This window comes from Streptomyces sp. NPDC001056 (genome assembly GCF_053598955.1).
On record NZ_JBSFLI010000029.1, the window covers coordinates 44,703 to 63,484 of the forward strand.

Consider the following 18,782-nt stretch of genomic DNA (forward strand, 5'->3'; position numbering starts at 1 on the left):
CCATCGACCGAGACCATCCCACTCCCTGTTCACTTCTTGAACACGGAGAGGGGGGCCGTATCTTCTAACTCACATCATTCGACCTATTGACTTCGAAACTTGAAGGCATAGTCTCTGCAACGTTGCTTTTACCTTCAGGTGTAAGTGGTGCAAACGTATGCGCCACTGGAGACCTGGAAGGGCTCGCCCCCCACCCGGCAGCGTTGCCGTGGCCCGAGGAGTTTCACGTGACCAGCACAGCGCAGGCACCTCAGTCAGGAGCCGGCACGGCTCATCCCGAACATCTCGGGCATGTCATCTTCATCGCCGCTGCCGCGGCCATGGGCGGCTTCCTCTTCGGCTACGACAGCTCCGTCATCAACGGCGCTGTGGAGGCCATCCGTGACCGCTACGACATCGGCTCCGCCGGGCTCGCGCAGGTCATCGCCATCGCCCTGATCGGCTGTGCCATCGGTGCCGCCACCGCGGGCCGGATAGCCGACCGGATCGGCCGTATCCGCTGTATGCAGATCGCGGCCGTGCTGTTCACCATCAGTGCCGTCGGCTCCGCGCTGCCGTTCGCGCTGTGGGACCTCGCCTTCTGGCGCATCGTCGGCGGCTTCGCCATCGGCATGGCCTCGGTGATCGGCCCCGCCTACATCGCCGAGGTCGCCCCGCCCGCCTACCGAGGCCGGCTCGGCTCCTTCCAGCAGGCCGCGATCGTCGTCGGCATCGCCATCTCCCAGCTGGTCAACTGGGGCCTGCTGAACGCCGCCGGCGGCAACCAGCGCGGTCACCTGATGGGCCTGGAGGCCTGGCAGGTCATGCTCGGCGTCATGGTGGTCCCGGCCGTCCTCTACGGCATGCTGTCCTTCGCCATCCCGGAGTCCCCGCGCTTCCTGCTGTCCATCGGCAAGCGTGAGCGCGCCAAGGAGATCCTGGCCGAGGTCGAGGGCAAGGGCACCGACCTGGACAAGCGCGTCGCCGACATCGAGCACGCCATGAAGAGCGAGCACCGCTCCAGCTTCAAGGACCTGCTGGGCGGCGGCTTCTTCTTCAAGCCGATCGTCTGGGTGGGCATCGGCCTGTCGGTCTTCCAGCAGTTCGTCGGCATCAACGTCGCGTTCTACTACTCCTCGACGCTGTGGCAGTCGGTCGGTGTCGACCCGACGGACTCGTTCTTCTACTCCTTCACCACGTCCATCATCAACATCGTCGGCACCGTGATCGCGATGATCTTCGTGGACCGCATCGGCCGCAAGCCGCTCGCGCTCATCGGTTCGATCGGTATGGCCGTCGGCCTGGCGCTGGAGGCCTGGGCGTTCTCGTACCACCTGGTCGACGGCAAGCTGCCCGCCACGCAGGGCTGGGTCGCCCTGATCGCGGCGCACATCTTCGTCCTCTTCTTCGCCCTGTCGTGGGGTGTGGTCGTCTGGGTCATGCTCGGCGAGATGTTCCCGAACAAGATCCGCGCCGCCGCGCTGGGTGTGGCCGCCGCCGCGCAGTGGATCGCCAACTGGGCGATCACCGCGAGCTTCCCGTCGCTGGCCGACTGGAACCTGTCCGGCACGTACGTCATCTACACGGTGTTCGCCGCCCTCTCCATCCCGTTCGTCCTGAAGTTCGTCAAGGAGACGAAGGGCAAGGCACTGGAGGAGATGGGCTGAGCCTCGTACCCCGAGGCACCCCGATCCCGAGGAGAAGGGCCTTCAGACCCCGCTGCCCCTCTCCTCGCACCTCCCCTCGCCCCCGGTCCGGCCACTGCCCGGACCGGGGGCGAGGGCTTTTCCGTCCCGCGCCTCACCCGGCGAGCGCGGCGCGCAGGAACTCCAGGATCTCCGTCCGGGCGGCAGCGGCCTGTCGTTCCAGGCCCGGCAGGCTGAGGAAACCGTGCCGGGCGCCGGGGTGTTCGGTGAGGCGGGCGACGGTTCCGGCGGCGAGCAGGCGTTCGGTGTAGCGGCGGCCGTGGTCGGCGATCGGGTCGTGGGTCGGTAGCACCACGAGGGCCGGGGGCAGTCCCGAGAGGTCGTCGGCGTAGAGGGGGGAGAGGGCGCGGGCGTCGGTCCCCGGGGGGACGGCGAGTCGCCGGAAGAAGCGCAGCTGGGGGGCGGAGAGGGCCGGGCCCTGTCCGTGCTCGGCGACCGAGGGGTGGTCGAGCATGGAGCCGGTCACGTCGGTGGCCGGGTTGACCAGCACCTGCGCCCTGAGGTCCGGGCCGGTCTCCCTGGCCCTGAGCGCCGCGAGCGCGCAGATCAGCGCGCCGCAGCTCTCGCCGAACACCGCCGTCCTGGCCGGGTCGACGCCCCATCGCGCGGCATGGCCCACGACATGCCGGAGCACGTCCCAGCCGTCGTCGGCGGCGTCCGTCAGCGGGGTGCCCGGGGCGAGCAGCCGGTGCTCCACCGAGACGACGACGGCGGGCAGTCGGGCGGCGAGATGACTGGTGACCCAGTCGCACTGCACCGCCGTACCGACGAACCCGCCGCCGTGCACATGCAGGACGAGCGGAAGGGCGGCTCCGGCTCCGGCGGCGGGGCGGTGCACCCGTACCGGGAGGTCGCGGCCCGGCAGCGCCACCTCCCGCCAGTCGATGACGGCGCCGGGATCCGGCTGCCCGGTCATCACCCGTGCCGCGGCGGATGCGCGGAAGCGGTTTTCCGCGTCGCGGTAGGCGATGAGTTCCTCGGCCGTGATCGTGGACCAGTCCGGCTCAGGCGGTCGTAAGGCGGCGACGGCCTCGCTCATGTCTCCTTCTCCCTGCCCCGAACGGCTGCGGGGCGCGTCGTGGTGGTCGTGCGGACTCCCGGGAAGGTATGCGCCCTCATTATGCACGCGGTGCGTGCAACGACAAGTGCACGGCTAGAGTGAGGCCCGACGAGAGGGGCGAGATGGCAGGCCGAAGGCGCTGGTCGACCGAGGAGATCCTGGACGCGGCGGCGGAACTGCTGCGCACGAGCGACGCGGAGTCGTTCAGCGTGCGGGGGCTCGCCGCGGTGCTCGGCACCGACTCCTCCAGCCTCTACCGGCACTTCCGCAACAAGACGGAACTGCTGCGCGAGGTCGCCGACCGGATTCTGCTGGCCGCCATGGAGGGCCATCGTCCCGAGGGCGACTGGAGGCAGCGCATCACCGCCCTGGCGCTGCGCCTGCGCGAGGCGTTCGGCCGGCAGCCCCAACTGGCCACGATCTGGGGGCGTTACGCGTCCAGCGGCACCGGCTCCCGGATGGTCATGGAGGAGATCCTCCAGGCGCTCCGCGCCTCGGGCCTGCCCGACGAGGAGATCCCGGCCCGCTACCACCGCATCGTGATCCTCCTCGCCGCGCTGATCTCCTCCGAGGCCGGGATGAACGCCGTCTCGCCGCAGGAGCACGAGCAGGGCATGGAGCACTTCCGCGTCGCCGTCCTCGGCGCCGACCCCGAGCGCTTCCCCGCCCTCGCCCACTTCGCCCGGGACATCCGCCCCCTCGGCGTCGACCGCCGCGCCGCGTTCGAGGAGATCCTCGCAGCCCAGCTCGACCGGATCGAGGCACGCCGAATCCCCCTCCGGCGCGACGCACCGGAGGGGGACGGGGAGTGACGTGACGTCGATCGTCGCGGTGGGCGCGGAGTCGGGCCAGGGGATGAACGCCGTACGCACAGGACCCGGCGGCCGGGGTCGCGTCGGGCTCCGGCACGACCCCGAGGGCCCGTGCGGGCTCGTCCGGCACCGCCGCTGCCCGGACGGCGTCGACGCGAAGGACCAAGGATCCGGCCGGTGCCACCCCGCACGGGAGCGGCCGCCGAACCCCTGATCAGACGGCGGCGGTCGCCTGCTCGCCGGTGAGGCCGGAGGCGGACTCGGCGGGCCCGGTGGCCTCGCGCTCACCCGCCGGGGCTCCGGTCCCCGGCTTCGGCAGCACCCTGTACAGCACGCCCGAGATCACGATCGTCGCCACCCACCCGAGGCCGTACTCGCCGACGAGGTTGTTCGTGGCCAGCGGGCCGGTGAACCAGTCGGAGGTGGTGAACAGCAGGCCCGAGACCAGGCCGACCGCCCAGGCGGTCACGGCGGCGGGAGAGAAGCCGCCCCTGTACCAGTAGGCGCTGGTGCGCGTGGTGTCGGCCATGGCCCGGCCGTCGTACCCGGTGCGGCGCAGCATGTCCACGCCGAACACGCCCACCCACGCGGAGAAGGCGACCGCCAGCAGGGACAGGAAGGCGATGAAGGAGCCCATGAAGCTCGTCGCCACCAGCATCAGCACCCCGCCGAACACCAGCGAGATCACGGCGTTGACCGAGACCGCCCAGTGCCGCGGCACCCGGAAGCCGAGGGTCTGCGCGGTGAAGCCCGCCGAGTACATCGACATCGAGTTGATCAGCAGCATGCCGACCAGCGCGATGAAGAGGTACGGCACAGCGATCCACGTCGGCAGGATCTTGCCGAGGAAGGACACCGGATCGGTCGCCGAGGCCAGGTCCGGCGTGGACACCGCCATCACCGCGCCCATCAGGACCATCGGCAGCACGACCACACCGGCGCCGCCGACCGCCGTCCCCACGATCGCCTTCGAGGAGGCCGTGCGCGGCAGGTAGCGCGTGAAGTCGGGCGCCGTCGGGATCCAGCTGACACCGCCGGCCGCGATCATGCCGATGCCGGTGATCACCGCGGCCGTGGAACCGGCGCTGTGGTGCATCACCCGCGCCCAGTCCGTCTGCACCGCCAGGTACACGAGGACCAGGACCGAGAAGACGCCGAAGAAGTAGGTGGCGTACCTGTTGCACTTCTGCACGGCGTTGATGCCGAGCCCGGAGATCGCGAACGTCGCCACGACGAACACCAGCAGCGTCACCATGTCCAGCACGCTGTTCGCCTCGATGCCGAACACGATGTCCAAAATGGTGAGCATGGCGTAGGCGCCGGTCACCGCGTTGATCGTCTCCCAGCCCCAGCGGGCCATCCAGATCAGCGAACCCGGCAGCAGATTGCCGCGCTGCCCGAACACCGCGCGCGACAGCGCCATGCCCGGCGCCCCGCCCCGCTTGCCGGCGATGCCGATCAGCCCGACCAGGCCGTACGACACGACGGGCGCCGCCACCGCGACGACCAGCGCCTGCCAGATGTTCAGGTGGTACGCCACGACGAGGCTCGCGCCCATCGTCAGCAGCAGCACGCTGATGTTGGCGCCGACCCAGGTCGGGAACAGCTCACGGGTCCGGCCGGTGCGCTCGTGATCCGGGACCTGCTCGATGCCACGGGTCTCAAGAGCGCCTTCGGTCTCGACGGTTTTGCTCATGGGGGAGTGGTGCCCTAGAGGTGGGGGAGGGGGACGGTCGGACTCTACGCGCGTCAAAGCAGCCCGGACCATCGTACTTTGCTCCGACTCCTCAGCAAAGGTGGCGTTTGTCTCCCGGAGGAAGTCACAAGCCCGGTCACGGCGGGGCCCATGGCCGATACTGGACGCGTTATGGAAACAGTCATCCTTGCTGTAGTCATCGCCGTGGTCGTGCTCGTCGCGATCGGCGGGCTGATCGTGGGCAGCCGGCGCCGGAAGCCGCTGCCCCCGCCGCCCCCGAAGGCGCCCGACATCACCGCGCCCCCGGCCGAGCCGCACGTCGGCGAAGAGGCCGAGACGCCGCGCGACGAAGCGCGCCGGACGATCGAGGAGGTGGATCTCCCGGGCGGCCCCCCGGTCGCCGTAGAGGAGCCTCCCGCACCCGTCATCGAGGCTCCCGAGATCGAGATCGAGATCCCGGAGCCCACCGCCGGCCGCCTGGTCCGGCTCCGCTCCCGCCTGTCCCGCTCCCAGAACGTTCTCGGCAAGGGCCTGCTCACGCTGCTCTCGCGCGAGCACCTGGACGACGAGACCTGGGAGGAGATCGAGGACACCCTGATCACCGCCGACGTCGGTGTGCAGCCCACCCAGGAACTGGTCGAGGGCCTGCGCGAGCGCGTCAAGGTGCTCGGCACCCGCACCCCCGAGGAGCTGCGCGGCCTGCTGCGCGCGGAGCTGCTCAAGCTGGTGGGCACCGATGTCGACCGCACCGTGAAGACCGAGCCGGCCGACCGCAAGCCCGGCATCGTGATGGTCGTCGGTGTCAACGGCACCGGCAAGACCACCACCACCGGCAAGCTCGCCCGCGTGCTGGTCGCCGACGGCCGCAGCGTGGTGCTCGGCGCCGCCGACACCTTCCGCGCCGCCGCCGCCGACCAGTTGCAGACCTGGGGCGAGCGGGTCGGCGCCTACACCGTGCGCGGTCCGGAGGGCGGCGACCCGGCCTCCGTGGCCTTCGACGCGGTGAAGGAGGGCAAGGAGATGGGGGTCGACGTCGTCCTCATCGACACGGCCGGCCGGCTGCACACCAAGACCGGACTCATGGACGAGCTGGGCAAGGTCAAGCGCGTGGTCGAGAAGCACGCGCCGCTGGACGAGGTCCTGCTGGTCCTGGACGCCACCACCGGGCAGAACGGTCTGGTGCAGGCCCGGGTGTTCGCCGAGGTCGTGGACATCACCGGCATCGTGCTGACCAAGCTGGACGGTACGGCCAAGGGCGGCATCGTGGTCGCGGTCCAGCGCGAGCTGGGCGTGCCGGTCAAGCTGATCGGGCTCGGCGAGGGCGCGGACGACCTGGCGCCGTTCGAGCCGGAGGCGTTCGTGGACGCGTTGATCGGAGACTGACCGTAGGAGACTCACCGCCCACCGCGAAGAAGTGCCCGCCCCGAGGTGCAGTCGGGGACGGGCACTTCGCTTGTCCCGGCCGCCTTCCCCAAGCGGCCTACGCCCGCGCCCGCGACCGGTGCGCCACATACGCCAGCGTCCCCAGCAGCAGCCGGGCCGCCGGGGGGCGGGTCGCGGAGTCGAGGGCGGGCGGGCGCAGCCAGCGCACCGGGCCCAGGCCGCCCCGGTCGGAGGGCGGCGCGGTGATGTACGTACCGGAGCCGAGGCCGCGCAGGTCCAGGGCACGCGGGTCGTCCCAGCCCATGCGGTACAGCAGCCGGGGCAGCTCGGCGGCGGCGCCCGGGGCGACGAAGAAGTGGGCGCGGCCCGCGGGGGTCACGGTCACCGGACCGAGCGGCAGACCCATCCGCTCCAGGCGGACCAGGGCGCGCCGCCCGGCCGACTCGGAGACCTCCACGACGTCGAAGGCGCGGCCCACCGGCAGCAGCACCGAGGCCCCGGGGAACTCCGCCCACGCCTTGGCCACGTCGTCCAGCGTGGCCCCGGCCGGCACCTCGGGCGCGAAGTCCAGAGGGTGCGCGCCCGGTTCCGCGCAGTCCTCGTACCCGCAGGAGCAGGCGCCCGCCGCGGCCCGCGCGCCCGGCACCACGTCCCAGCCCCACAGGCCGGTGAACTCGGCGACGGTGGTGCACTCCGCGGACCGGCCACGCCGGCGCGTACCGGAACGGATCTCGCGAATGCCGCCGATCGTGAAGCCCATGCCCCCTCCAACGGGTCCAGCGCGCCGGTGGTTACGACACGGAACGAGACGGAAGCGGAACGTAACGCTACGGCTCCGCCTTCCCTCGCCGTGATGGGGCCAAGACGGCGCTTTGAAGCGTGTCGGGTGGCGCACCGGGATTCGCGCGCCCCTTTGTGCATCACTCCGCCCGCTTCCGTTCGTCCTGTGTCAAGTGAATCGCGCGCGACGGGGCGGGAGTTCATTCGAAGGGGTGGCGAATGGTGGCGTTTCTGTGATCCGCGTGGCTGAGTCAGTGATCACGGGGTTACTGTCAGTGTGCAGAACCCTTGGGCACATGCGCCCGTGGTTATGCCGGGGGCAATCCGGGGGCGGTCTCGGGGCCGACCCGGAGACGGCTCGGTAAAGCGTTCGAAGGCTGAGAACCCGGGGACGCGGGGCCGTATTTACCGGCATTCTGATAGGGCTTGGCGCACTCGGGCGGCAAGAGGTCTCAGGGATGGGGGCGTTCCAGTGGGCGGCAATGGCGGTAGCGGGACAAACGCTGACAAGCGCCCCAATGAGCTGCTCGGCTCGTGGTTCGTGCGCAGCGGGTGGTCCAAGGGTGAGCTGGCCCGCCAAGTGAACCGCAGGGCACGGCAGTTGGGTGCCAGCCACATCTCCACCGACACCTCCCGGGTGCGCCGCTGGCTGGACGGCGAGAACCCGCGCGAGCCGATCCCGCGCATCCTCTCGGAGCTGTTCTCCGAGCGCTTCGGCTGTGTGGTCTCCATCGAGGACCTGGGCCTGCGCGCCGCCCGCCCGTCGCCCGCCGCCTCCGGTGTGGACCTGCCCTGGACCGGCCCCCAGGCCGTCGCCCTGCTCGGCGAGTTCTCCCGCAGCGACCTGATGCTCGCCCGCCGCGGCTTCCTCGGCACCTCCCTCGCGCTGTCCGCGGGCCCCTCCCTGATCGAGCCCATGCAGCGCTGGCTCGTGCCCACCCCCGCCGCCCCGGCCGGGCCCGCCCCCGAGTCCCCCCTCGACTCCCGCCGACCGGGCCGGCTGTCCAGGCCGGAGCTGGAGCTGCTGGAGTCGACCACCCGGATGTTCCGCCAGTGGGACGCCCAGTGCGGCGGCGGCCTGCGCCGCAAGGCGGTCGTCGGCCAGCTGCACGAGGTCACCGACCTGCTCCAGGAGTCCCAGCCCGAGGCCACCACCCGCAAGCTCTTCAAGGTCGCCGCCGAGCTGGCCGAACTGGCCGGCTGGATGTCGTACGACGTCGGACTCCAGCCCACCGCCCAGAAGTACTTCGTGCTCGCGCTGCACGCCGCCAAGGAGGCCGGGGACCGGCCCCTCGGCTCGTACATCCTCTCCAGCATGAGCCGACAGATGATCCACCTCGGCCGGCCCGACGACGCCCTGGAGCTGATCCACCTCGCCCAGTACGGCAGCCGCGACTGCGCGGGGCCGCGCACCCAGGCCATGCTGTATGCGATGGAGGCCCGCGCCTACGCCAACATGGGCCAGCCCGGCCGGACCAAGCGCGCGGTGCGCATGGCCGAGGACACCTTCTCCGAGGCCGACGAGTGGGACGAGCCGGACCCCGACTGGATCCGCTTCTTCTCCGAGGCCGAGCTGTACGCGGAGAACTCCCACTCGTTCCGCGATCTCGCCTACAGTGCGGGCCGCAGCCCCGCCTACGCCTCCCTCGCCGAGCCCCTGATGCGGCGGGCGGTGGACCTGTTCGCCGAGGACGGCGAGCACCAGCGGTCGTATGCGCTCAACCTGATCGGCATGGCCACCGTGCATCTGCTCCGGGGCGAGCCCGAGGCCGGTACCGCGTTCGCCTCGCGGGCCATGACCGTGGCCAAGAAGGTCCGCTCCGAGCGCGTGAACACCCGTATCCGAAAAACGGTCGGCACGGCCGTGCGCGACCACGGCGATCTCGGTGCCGTGGTCGACCTCGCCGAACAGCTCGCCGTCGACCTTCCCGAGTCCGAGGCCGTCTGACCCCGGCTCCACCCCCCGAACCCCGGCCGCGGCCGGACCTCCCGAACCGCCCGACTCGGCTCCCCCAACGCCAGGTCATCGAGAGGTACCGGCCGCGGTCGGTTCATGGACGTGTAACACACAGGTCGTCTTCGTCACCCCGGTGAAACAGCGAGTGGCCTCCGTGGAAACGGTGCTGCGTCAGTCTCTGGCGCATACCGGCCCACCCCCCGCCCCACCGACACCGGACCGCTGAGGCACCGCCCGCACGGGCCGTACCGATCGACGAGGAGACGCCGATGGCTCCAGCCATCATGCTTGCGGCGGACGCACCCAAGCTGTCGTCCGCCAACACAGGCTTCATGCTCATAGCTTCCGCCCTGGTGCTGCTCATGACCCCGGGCCTGGCCTTCTTCTACGGAGGCATGGTCCGCGTCAAGAGCACCCTGAACATGCTGATGATGAGCTTCATCAGCATGGGCATCGTCACCATCCTGTGGGTGCTCTACGGCTTCTCCATGAGCTTCGGCACGGACCACGGCTCACTGATCGGCTGGACCTCCGACTTCGTCGGCTGGACCGGCATCGGCAAGACGGACCTGTGGCCCGGTTACACCATCCCGGTCTTCGTCTTCGCCGTCTTCCAGATGATGTTCGCGATCATCACACCGGCCCTGATCAGCGGTGCCCTCGCCGACCGGGTGAAATTCAGCGCCTGGACCCTCTTCGTCGTGCTGTGGGTCACCATCGTCTACTTCCCGGTCGCCCACTGGGTCTGGGGCACCGGCGGCTGGGCCTACGAACTCGGCGTGATCGACTTCGCCGGCGGTACGGCGGTCCACATCAACGCCGGTGCCGCCGCCCTCGGCGTCATCCTCGTCATCGGCAAGCGCGTCGGCTTCAAGAAGGACCCGATGCGCCCGCACAGCCTCCCGCTCGTCATGCTCGGCTCCGGTCTGCTGTGGTTCGGCTGGTTCGGCTTCAACGCCGGCTCCTGGCTCGGCAACGACGACGGCGTCGGCCCCCTGATGTTCGTCAACACGCAGATCGCCACCGCCGCCGCCATGCTCGCCTGGCTCGGCTACGAGAAGATCCGCCACGGCGCCTGCACCAGCCTCGGCGCCGCCTCCGGCGCGGTCGCCGGCCTCGTCGCCATCACGCCCTCCGGCGGCGCGGTCACCCCGCTCGGCGCGATCGCCGTCGGCGCCATCGCCGGTGTCGCCTGCGCCGCGGCCGTCGGACTGAAGTTCCGCTTCGGCTACGACGACTCCCTGGACGTCGTCGGCGTCCACATGGTCGGCGGCATCCTCGGCTCCCTGCTGATCGGCTTCTTCGCCAGCGGCAAGGGCCAGTCCACCGCCACCGGCGTCTTCTACGGCGACCACTCCTTCACCCAGCTGTGGAAGCAGTGCGCCGGCGTCGGCGGCGTCCTCGCCTACTCCCTGATCGTCTCCGCCGTCCTCGCCTTCCTCCTCGACAAGACCATCGGGATGCGCGTCACCCAGGACGAGGAGGTCTCCGGCATCGACCGCGCCGAGCACGCCGAGACGGCGTACGACTTCAGCGGCGCCGGCGGCGGTGTCCTCGGGTCCGCCGTCTCCGCCGCGGCCGGCGGGAAGCAGCCGGAGAATCAGGACGACAAGAAGAGCGGGAAGCAGACCAAGAAGGTGGACGCATGAAGCTCATCACGGCCGTCGTCAAGCCGTACCGGCTCGACGAGATCAAGGAAGCCCTTCAGTCCTTCGGCGTCCATGGACTGACGGTCACCGAGGCCAGCGGCTACGGTCGGCAGCGGGGCCACACCGAGGTCTACCGCGGCGCGGAGTACACCGTCGACCTGGTGCCCAAGATCCGCATCGAGGTCCTCACCGAGGACGACGACGCCGAGGAACTGATCGAGGCCATCGTCAAGGCGGCCCGCACCGGCAAGATCGGCGACGGCAAGGTCTGGTCGGTCCCGGTCGAGACGGCCGTACGGGTCCGCACCGGCGAACGCGGCCCGGACGCCCTCTGAATCAGCCTGGAACACCGGAACGGAACGGGAGTCGCTGGGTGACGGGAACGGATGAGCGGAAACCGGCCGAAGGCCCGGAACCCGGCGGCTACGCGGCGGCACGGCTGCGCCTCCTCACCGAGGGGGCGCGGACCGGGCCGCCGCGCCGTGCCGCCCTCGCCGAACTGACCGACGACTGGCTCGCCGGACTCTTCACCGCCGCGGTCGGCCGTCCCCAGGGCGTCTCCCTCGTCGCGGTCGGCGGCTACGGCCGCGGCGAGCTGTCCCCGCGCAGCGACCTGGACCTCCTGCTGCTGCACGACGGCTCCGACCCCGGCGCGGTCGCCGCCCTCGCCGACCGCCTCTGGTACCCCGTCTGGGACCTGGGCCTCGACCTCGACCACTCGGTGCGCACCCTCGCCGAGGCCCGCAGGGCGGCGGGCGAGGACCTCAAGGTCCAGCTCGGCCTGCTGGACGCCCGCCATGTCGCCGGCGACCTCGGCCTGACCACCGCGCTGCGCACCGCCGTCCTCGCCGACTGGCGCAACCAGGCCCCTCGCCGGCTGCCCGAACTGAAGGAACTGGGCGACGAACGCGCCGCCCGCCAGGGCGAGTTGAGGTTCCTCCTCGAACCCGACCTCAAGGAAGCCCGCGGCGGACTGCGGGACGCCACCGCGCTGCGTGCCGTGGCCGCCTCCTGGCTCGCCGACGCCCCCCGCGAGGGCCTGGCCGAGGCCCGCCGGCACCTCCTCGACGTCCGCGACGCACTCCACCTGAGCACCGGCCGCGCCACCGACCGGCTCGCCCTCCAGGAGCAGGACCAGGTCGCGGCCGAGCTGGGCCTGCTCGACGCCGACGTCCTGCTCCGGCAGGTCTACGAGGCGGCCCGCGTCATCTCGTACGCCGGTGACGTCACCTGGCGCGAAGTGGGGCGCGTCCTGCGCTCGCGCGCCGTGCGCCCGCGCTTGCGCGCCATCCTGGGCGGCGGCAAGCAGATCGCCGAACGGTCCCCGCTGGCCGAGGGCGTGGTCGAACAGGACGGCGAGGTGGTGCTCGCCCGCGCCGCACGCCCCGAACGCGACCCCGTGCTCCCGCTGCGCGCCGCGGCCGCCGCCGCCCAGGCAGGCATCCCGCTCTCCCCGTACGCGGTACGGCGCATGGCCGCGGCCGCCCGCCCCCTGCCCACCCCCTGGCCCGCCGAGGCGCGCGAACAACTGGTGACCCTGCTCGGCTCCGGCCGCCCCACCGTCGAGGTATGGGAGGCCCTGGAGGCAGAGGGGCTGATCAGCCGCCTGCTCCCGGACTGGGAACGGGTCCGCTGCCGCCCCCAGCGCAACGCCGTGCACGTGTGGACCGTCGACCGGCACCTGATCGAGACCGCCGTGCGCGCCTCCGCCCTCACCCGCCACGTCCACCGCCCCGACCTGCTGCTCGTCGCCGCCCTGCTGCACGACATCGGCAAGGGCTGGCCCGGCGACCACTCGGTGGCCGGCGAGATCATCGCCAAGGACGTGGCCGCACGCATCGGCTTCGACCCCGAGGACGCCGCCGTCCTGTCGACCCTGGTACGCCACCACCTCCTGCTGGTCGACACCGCCACCCGCCGCGACCTGGACGACCCCGCCACCGTCCGCTCCGTCGCCGAGGCCGTCGGCACCCAGAGCACCCTGGAACTCCTGCACGCCCTCACCGAGGCCGACGCCCTCGCCACCGGCCCGGCCGCCTGGTCCGCCTGGCGCGGCTCCCTCGTCGGCGACCTGGTCCGCCGGGTCGGCGCGCTCCTCGCCGGGGACGTCCCGGACGAGCCGGCGCCCACCGCGCCCACCGCCGAGCAGGAGCGCCTGGCCATCGAGGCCTTCCGTACCGGCGGTCCGGCCCTCGCCCTGCGTGCCCGCAGCGAGCCGGTCCCCGCCGAGGAACCGCCCGGCGCGCCCGAACCGCTCGGCGTCGAGCTGCTCATCGCCGTTCCCGACCAGACCGCCGTGCTGCCGGCGGTCGCCGGAGTCCTCGCCGTGCACCGGCTCACCGTCCGCACCGCCGAGCTGCGCACCCTGCGGCTGCCGGAGGACGTGCACGACGGCGACGGCTCGGTGCTGCTGCTCGACTGGCGCGTCGCCGCCGAGTACGGCTCCCTGCCCGAGGCGGCCCGGCTGCGCGCCGACCTCGTGCGCGCGCTCGACGGCTCCCTCGACATCGCCGGCCGGCTCGCCGAGCGCGACGCCGCCTACCCGCGGCGCCGCGGCCTGCTCGCCCCGCCGCCCCGGGTGACCGTGGCCCCCGCCGCCTCCCACCACGCCACGGTGATCGAGGTCCGTGCCCAGGACGCCCCCGGCCTGCTCCACCGCATCGGCATGGCCCTGGAGAAGGCGGGCGTGCGGGTCCGCAGCATGCACGTCTCGACCCTGGGCGCCAACGCGGTCGACGCCTTCTACGTCACCACGGGGGCGGGCGAGCCCCTGCCGACGGGGGACGCGGGGTCGGTGGCGAGGGTGCTGGAGGAGACGCTGCGGGCGCCGTGACGCACGCCGAATGCGACCGGCGGGGACTGATGCCCTGCCGGGCCGGATACCCTTGAGGGCAGCCCAGACCACTCCGACCCCGAGGACCGACGCCACCGTGTTCGATACCCTCTCCGACCGCCTCAGCGCGACTTTCAAAAACCTCCGCGGCAAGGGCCGGTTGTCCGAGGCGGACATCGACGCCACGGCACGCGAGATCCGCATCGCGCTCCTCGAAGCGGACGTGGCCCTTCCGGTCGTCCGTACGTTCATCAAGAACGTCAAGGAGCGTGCCCTCGGCGCCGAGGTCTCCAAGGCGCTGAACCCGGCCCAGCAGGTCCTGAAGGTCGTCAACGACGAGCTCGTGACCATTCTCGGCGGCGAGACCCGGCGGCTGCGCTTCGCCAAGCAGCCGCCCACCGTGATCATGCTCGCGGGTCTCCAGGGTGCCGGTAAGACCACCCTCGCGGGCAAGCTCGGCCGCTGGCTCAAGGAGCAGGGCCACTCCCCGCTGCTGGTGGCCTGCGACCTCCAGCGCCCCAACGCCGTCAACCAGCTCAGCGTCGTCGCCGAGCGCGCGGGCGTGGCCGTCTACGCGCCGGAGCCCGGCAACGGCGTCGGCGACCCGGTCAAGGTCGCCAAGGACTCCATCGAGTTCGCGAAGTCCAAGGTCCACGACATCGTGATCGTGGACACCGCCGGCCGCCTCGGCATCGACCAGGAGATGATGCAGCAGGCCGCGGACATCCGCGACGCCGTCTCCCCGGACGAGATCCTGTTCGTCGTCGACGCGATGATCGGTCAGGACGCCGTCAACACCGCCGAGGCCTTCCGTGACGGCGTCGGCTTCGACGGCGTGGTCCTCTCCAAGCTCGACGGTGACGCCCGCGGTGGTGCCGCGCTGTCCATCCGGCAGATCACCGGCAAGCCGATCATGTTCGCGTCGAACGGCGAGAAGCTGGACGACTTCGACGCGTTCCACCCGGACCGGATGGCCTCCCGCATCCTCGACATGGGTGACCTGCTCACCCTGATCGAGCAGGCGGAGAAGACCTTCAGCCAGGAAGAGGCCGCCAAGATGGCCTCGAAGCTGGCGTCCAAGAAGGGCCAGGACTTCACCCTGGACGACTTCCTGTCCCAGATGGAACAGGTCAGGAAGATGGGCTCGATCTCCAAGCTGCTCGGCATGCTGCCGGGCATGGGCCAGATCAAGGACCAGATCCAGAACATCGACGAGCGGGACGTGGACCGCACCGCCGCGATCATCAAGTCGATGACCCCGGGCGAGCGCCAGGACCCGACGATCATCAACGGCTCCCGCCGCGCCCGTATCGCCAAGGGTTCCGGTGTCGAGGTCAGCGCCGTGAAGGGCCTGGTCGAGCGGTTCTTCGAGGCCCGCAAGATGATGTCCCGCATGGCCCAGGGCGGCGGTATGCCGGGCATGCCGGGGATTCCGGGCATGGGCGGCGGCCCCGGCCGGCAGAAGAAGCAGCAGAAGAAGGCCAAGGGCAAGCAGCGCTCCGGCAACCCGATGAAGCGCAAGCAGCAGGAGCTGGAGGAGGCCCAGCGCCGCGAGGCCGCCGCACAGGGCGGGAACGCGTTCGGGCTGCCGCAGCAGAGCGGCGAGGAGTTCGAGCTGCCGGACGAGTTCAAGAAGTTCATGGGCTGACGGTCGTACGGCATGGTCGTATGACGTGACGCCGTACGACTGACGTCAGGGGCGCCCCCTCCCGGAGGGGGCGCCCCTGGTCTTTTCCGGAGTCCCACCGAGTGCCGTGTGCCGGTATCTGCCGTAACGTCCCTGTATGAGCAATGCGGCGCCCCCGCGCAAGGACCCGGAGCAGCCGTGGCGCGCCGAGGGCACCCCGGAGGTGCCCCGGCGGTCCGGCGGCGGAGGGCTCAAGGGCGGCAAGTGGTGGGGGCTGCTCGTCACCGCGATCATCGTCTTCCTGCTGGCCTACATCGGCCTGAACTACCTCGGCCAGGGCAACCAGCCGACGATCTCCTACACCGAGTTCAGCCGGCAGGTCTCCGAGGGCAATGTCGCCACGATCTACTCCAAGGGCGACGCGATCCAGGGCCGGCTGAAGAGCGCGCGGAGCAACCCCGAGGGCGGCGGCCGGTACACCCGGTTCAAGACGCAGCGGCCGGCCTTCGCGGACGACCGGCTGTGGCAGAACCTGAGCAGCCACGGCGTCACGGTGACCGCCCGGCCGGTGGTGCAGGAGCGCAGCTTCCTGTCCAACCTGCTGCTCTCCCTGATCCCGATCCTCGTCCTGGTCGCGGTGTGGGTCTTCTTCGCCCGCCGGCTCGGCGGCGCGCTGCCCGGCGCGGGCGGTCTGTTCGGCCGCCGGGCGCCGCCCAAGCCGGTGGGGCCCGAACCGGAGACCAGGCGCACGACGTTCGCGGACGTGGCCGGGATCGACGAGGTCAAGGGCGAGCTGGACGACGTGGTCGACTTCCTGGAGCACCCCGACGCGTACCGCCGCATGGGCGCGAAGCTGCCCCGGGGCGTGCTGCTCGCCGGGGCGCCCGGCACCGGCAAGACGCTGCTCGCGCGGGCGGTCGCGGGCGAGGCCGGGGTGCCGTTCTTCTCGGCCTCGGCGTCGGAGTTCATCGAGATGATCGTCGGCGTCGGCGCCTCCCGGGTGCGCGAGCTGTTCGCCGAGGCCCGCAAGGTGGCGCCGTCCATCATCTTCATCGACGAGATCGACACCATCGGCCGGGCGCGCAGCGGCAGCACGGCCATGAGCGGCCATGACGAGCGCGAGCAGACGCTGAACCAGATCCTCACCGAGATGGACGGGTTCTCGGGCTCGGAGGGCGTGATCGTCATCGCGGCGACCAACCGCGCCGACATCCTGGACCCGGCGCTGACCCGCCCCGGCCGCTTCGACCGGGTGGTCACCGTGGCTCCGCCGGACCGCGCGGGCCGCGAGGCGATCCTGCGGATCCACACCCGGGACGTGCCGCTGGAGCCGGAGGTGGACCTGGCCAGGCTGGCGCGCGCGACCCCCGGCATGACGGGCGCCGACCTCGCGAACCTCGCCAACGAGGCGGCGCTGCTCGCGGTCAAGCGCAAGCAGGAGCGGGTGACCCGGGCGGATCTGTCGGAGGCGCTGGAGAAGGTGCAGCTGGGTGCCGAGCGGACCCTGGTGATGCCGGAGGAGGACCGGCGGCGTACGGCGTACCACGAGAGCGGCCACGCGCTGCTCGGCATGCTCCAGCCCGGCGCCGACCCGGTACGCAAGATCACCATCGTGCCGCGCGGGCGGGCGCTCGGGGTGACGATGTCCACGCCCGAGGTGGAGCGGTACGCGCACTCGGAGGAGTATCTGCGCGGGCGCATCATCGGCGCGCTGGGCGGCATGGCCGCGGAGGAGGTCGTCTACGGCGTGGTCACCACGGGCGCGGAGAGCGACCTCGAACAGGTGACGAACATCGCGCGCGGGATGGTGGCCCGCTGGGGCATGAGCGAGCGGGTGGGCCGGCTGTCCGCCCTGCCGAGCGACGCCCAGCAGGCGTACGGGCTCTCCGCCGCGCCGGCGACGCTCGACGCGATCGACACCGAGATGCGCAGGATCGTGGACGAGTGCTACGAAGAGGCGCGGCGCAAGCTCCGGGACCACCGCGGGCAGCTGGACGCGCTGGCGCGGGCGCTGCTGGAGCACGAGACGCTGGAGGAGGCGGACGCGTACCGCATCGCCGGGATCACGCGGCTGGGGAAGGACACCGAGGAGGCGCGGTGAGGGCGGCCTACGGGGCGCGGGCGATCAGGTAGCGGAAGACGTTGGGCATCCGGACGGTGCCGTCGGGACGGCGGTACGGGTGCAGGGCCTCGGTCAGTTCCTTGTCGACCTGCTTGGCGTCGGTCGCCGCGATCGCCGCGTCGAAGAGCCCCGTGGACAGCAGTCCGCGCACCGCGCTGTCCGGGTCGGCGTATCCGAACGGGCAAGCGACTCGCCCGGAGCCGTCGGGCCGCAGCCCCGCCCGCTGGGCGGCCTCCTCCAGATCGTCGCGCCGGGCCGGGCGCCGGCTGCCCGTACTGCGCAAAGGATCAGCCAGTTTCGCCGCGACCCGCAGGACGGTGGAGGTGGCGCAACGTTCCGGCGGACCCCAGCCGGCGAGCACCACGGCGGCGCCGGGGGCGGCGTGGGGGAGGGCCCGTGCGAGCAGTTCGGCGAGGGCCTGGGGATCGCCTCCGGGGCGGCGGATCGGTTCGAGGGCGGTGATCAGGGTGTAGGGGGTGGTGGGCTTGGTGCCGTCGGCGGCTTCGGCGGCTTCGGCGTCTTTGGGCAGGTCCCGGTCTTCGGGGAAGTCCTGGAGGAGTTCCGCGCGCGCGGTGCCGCGGCGGCCGGAGACTGTGCCCAGGCCCGTGCCGGGTGCGCCGCCGGGGGCTCCGTCCGGCGTCAGGAGCCGCCGACGGGCGAGGGCCAGGAGGTCGGGGGAGGGATCGGTGCCGGTGACGGTGGCGCCGCGGGCGGCCGCGAGGAGGAGGGCGAGGCCGGAGCCGCAGTGCAGGCCGAGGAGGCGGGTGTCCGGGCCCACGTCGAGCCGTTCGTACACGGCTTCGAGGAGCGGGACGAGCATCCGTTCCTGGATCTCGGCCCAGTCCCGCGCGCGTGCCCCGGAGTTCCCGTGAGCCGTGGAATCCGTGTGCGGCCGATGCTGCCGCACGAGCGAAGCTGTCATGGATAAGCGCCCCCATCCGCCGGCGGTTCGCCGTCCTGCCCGGTCGTGTGCGGCCCCGTGCTCCTTCCCGCGTATGCCAGGTAACTCCCGCCTCGCGGTGCCGTCCAGGGGTCGAGGGAGCCCGGCTGGGCCCGGGGCGCCGGTGTGGCGAGAATTCACATCCCGGCAATCGTGCTGCCTTTACGGTGTGCACGCCGGAGGACGGGCCGGTGCCGGGGGGTGCGGTCGCGCACGGTAACGTCGCGACCGTCACGGG

The 18,782-nt window shown here is 71.7% G+C and carries 13 protein-coding genes; 9 read left to right on the forward strand and 4 right to left on the reverse strand.

The features are described from left to right. The first annotated feature begins 227 nt into the window (after positions 1 to 227). Positions 228 to 1,646 (forward strand): sugar porter family MFS transporter, encoded by a 1,419-nt coding sequence (locus tag ACWDD7_RS28635; protein WP_351877138.1) that lies wholly within the window; start codon positions 228 to 230, stop codon positions 1,644 to 1,646. Between the two features lie 133 nt (positions 1,647 to 1,779). Here ACWDD7_RS28635 and ACWDD7_RS28640 read toward each other — a convergent pair whose 3' ends face one another. Next, entirely contained in the window at positions 1,780 to 2,724 is a 945-nt protein-coding gene (locus ACWDD7_RS28640; RefSeq protein ID WP_450459524.1) for an alpha/beta hydrolase, read from the reverse strand. 143 nt (positions 2,725 to 2,867) lie between these two features. On the opposite strand from ACWDD7_RS28640, the gene ACWDD7_RS28645 reads away from it, so the two are divergent. Beyond that, complete coding sequence (locus tag ACWDD7_RS28645; RefSeq protein ID WP_351867728.1) at positions 2,868 to 3,557, forward strand: TetR/AcrR family transcriptional regulator; 690 nt, start codon at positions 2,868 to 2,870, stop codon at positions 3,555 to 3,557. Positions 3,558 to 3,771: 214 nt separating this feature from the next. Here ACWDD7_RS28645 and ACWDD7_RS28650 read toward each other — a convergent pair whose 3' ends face one another. After that, positions 3,772 to 5,253, reverse strand: a complete 1,482-nt coding sequence (locus tag ACWDD7_RS28650; RefSeq protein WP_450459525.1) for a cytosine permease — start codon at positions 5,251 to 5,253, stop codon at positions 3,772 to 3,774. 171 nt (positions 5,254 to 5,424) lie between these two features. On the opposite strand from ACWDD7_RS28650, the gene ftsY reads away from it, so the two are divergent. After that, positions 5,425 to 6,636 carry a signal recognition particle-docking protein FtsY gene (gene ftsY, locus ACWDD7_RS28655; RefSeq protein WP_392214539.1) on the forward strand — a complete coding sequence of 404 codons (1,212 nt, stop codon included), beginning with the start codon at positions 5,425 to 5,427 and terminating at the stop codon, positions 6,634 to 6,636. A 97-nt stretch (positions 6,637 to 6,733) separates the two neighbouring features. Here ftsY and ACWDD7_RS28660 read toward each other — a convergent pair whose 3' ends face one another. After that, entirely contained in the window at positions 6,734 to 7,396 is a 663-nt protein-coding gene (locus ACWDD7_RS28660; RefSeq protein ID WP_351867719.1) for a bifunctional DNA primase/polymerase, read from the reverse strand. Between the two features lie 492 nt (positions 7,397 to 7,888). On the opposite strand from ACWDD7_RS28660, the gene nsdA reads away from it, so the two are divergent. The 6 genes from nsdA (at position 7,889) to ftsH (ending at position 17,583) form a co-directional block, all read left to right on the forward strand. Then, positions 7,889 to 9,364, forward strand: coding sequence for a transcriptional repressor NsdA (gene nsdA / locus ACWDD7_RS28665; protein WP_450459526.1), 1,476 nt, complete (start codon positions 7,889 to 7,891; stop codon positions 9,362 to 9,364). A 278-nt stretch (positions 9,365 to 9,642) separates the two neighbouring features. After that, positions 9,643 to 11,022, forward strand: coding sequence for an ammonium transporter (locus ACWDD7_RS28670; RefSeq protein ID WP_450459527.1), 1,380 nt, complete (start codon positions 9,643 to 9,645; stop codon positions 11,020 to 11,022). After that, positions 11,019 to 11,357, forward strand: a complete 339-nt coding sequence (locus ACWDD7_RS28675) for a P-II family nitrogen regulator (RefSeq protein ID WP_085566762.1) — start codon at positions 11,019 to 11,021, stop codon at positions 11,355 to 11,357. The genes ACWDD7_RS28670 and ACWDD7_RS28675 overlap by 4 nt, the downstream gene beginning before the upstream one ends. Before the next feature lie 38 nt (positions 11,358 to 11,395). Next, positions 11,396 to 13,855 carry a [protein-PII] uridylyltransferase gene (locus ACWDD7_RS28680; protein WP_351867711.1) on the forward strand — a complete coding sequence of 820 codons (2,460 nt, stop codon included), beginning with the start codon at positions 11,396 to 11,398 and terminating at the stop codon, positions 13,853 to 13,855. Positions 13,856 to 13,952: 97 nt separating this feature from the next. Next, entirely contained in the window at positions 13,953 to 15,503 is a 1,551-nt protein-coding gene (gene ffh, locus ACWDD7_RS28685; RefSeq protein ID WP_450459528.1) for a signal recognition particle protein, read from the forward strand. Between the two features lie 136 nt (positions 15,504 to 15,639). After that, positions 15,640 to 17,583 (forward strand): ATP-dependent zinc metalloprotease FtsH, encoded by a 1,944-nt coding sequence (gene ftsH, locus ACWDD7_RS28690; RefSeq protein WP_450459529.1) that lies wholly within the window; start codon positions 15,640 to 15,642, stop codon positions 17,581 to 17,583. Positions 17,584 to 17,590: 7 nt separating this feature from the next. Here the strand turns inward: ftsH and ACWDD7_RS28695 are convergent, their stop codons facing one another. Beyond that, on the reverse strand, positions 17,591 to 18,526 hold the full coding sequence (locus ACWDD7_RS28695; protein WP_450459530.1) for an SAM-dependent methyltransferase: 936 nt from the start codon (positions 18,524 to 18,526) through the stop codon (positions 17,591 to 17,593). Positions 18,527 to 18,782 lie beyond the last annotated feature (256 nt).

Bases quoted from the DNA above. Each gene is read 5' to 3' on its own strand.
- ACWDD7_RS28640 (WP_450459524.1), bottom strand. From the start codon at position 2,724: ATGAGCGAGGCCGTCGCCGCCTTACGACCGCCTGAGCCGGACTGGTCC.
- ACWDD7_RS28645 (WP_351867728.1), top strand. From the start codon at position 2,868: ATGGCAGGCCGAAGGCGCTGGTCGACCGAGGAGATCCTGGACGCGGCG.
- ACWDD7_RS28650 (WP_450459525.1), bottom strand. From the start codon at position 5,253: ATGAGCAAAACCGTCGAGACCGAAGGCGCTCTTGAGACCCGTGGCATC.
- ftsY (WP_392214539.1), top strand. From the start codon at position 5,425: ATGGAAACAGTCATCCTTGCTGTAGTCATCGCCGTGGTCGTGCTCGTC.
- ACWDD7_RS28660 (WP_351867719.1), bottom strand. From the start codon at position 7,396: ATGGGCTTCACGATCGGCGGCATTCGCGAGATCCGTTCCGGTACGCGC.
- ACWDD7_RS28670 (WP_450459527.1), top strand. From the start codon at position 9,643: ATGGCTCCAGCCATCATGCTTGCGGCGGACGCACCCAAGCTGTCGTCC.
- ACWDD7_RS28675 (WP_085566762.1), top strand. From the start codon at position 11,019: ATGAAGCTCATCACGGCCGTCGTCAAGCCGTACCGGCTCGACGAGATC.
- ftsH (WP_450459529.1), top strand. From the start codon at position 15,640: ATGAGCAATGCGGCGCCCCCGCGCAAGGACCCGGAGCAGCCGTGGCGC.
- ACWDD7_RS28695 (WP_450459530.1), bottom strand. From the start codon at position 18,526: ATGACAGCTTCGCTCGTGCGGCAGCATCGGCCGCACACGGATTCCACG.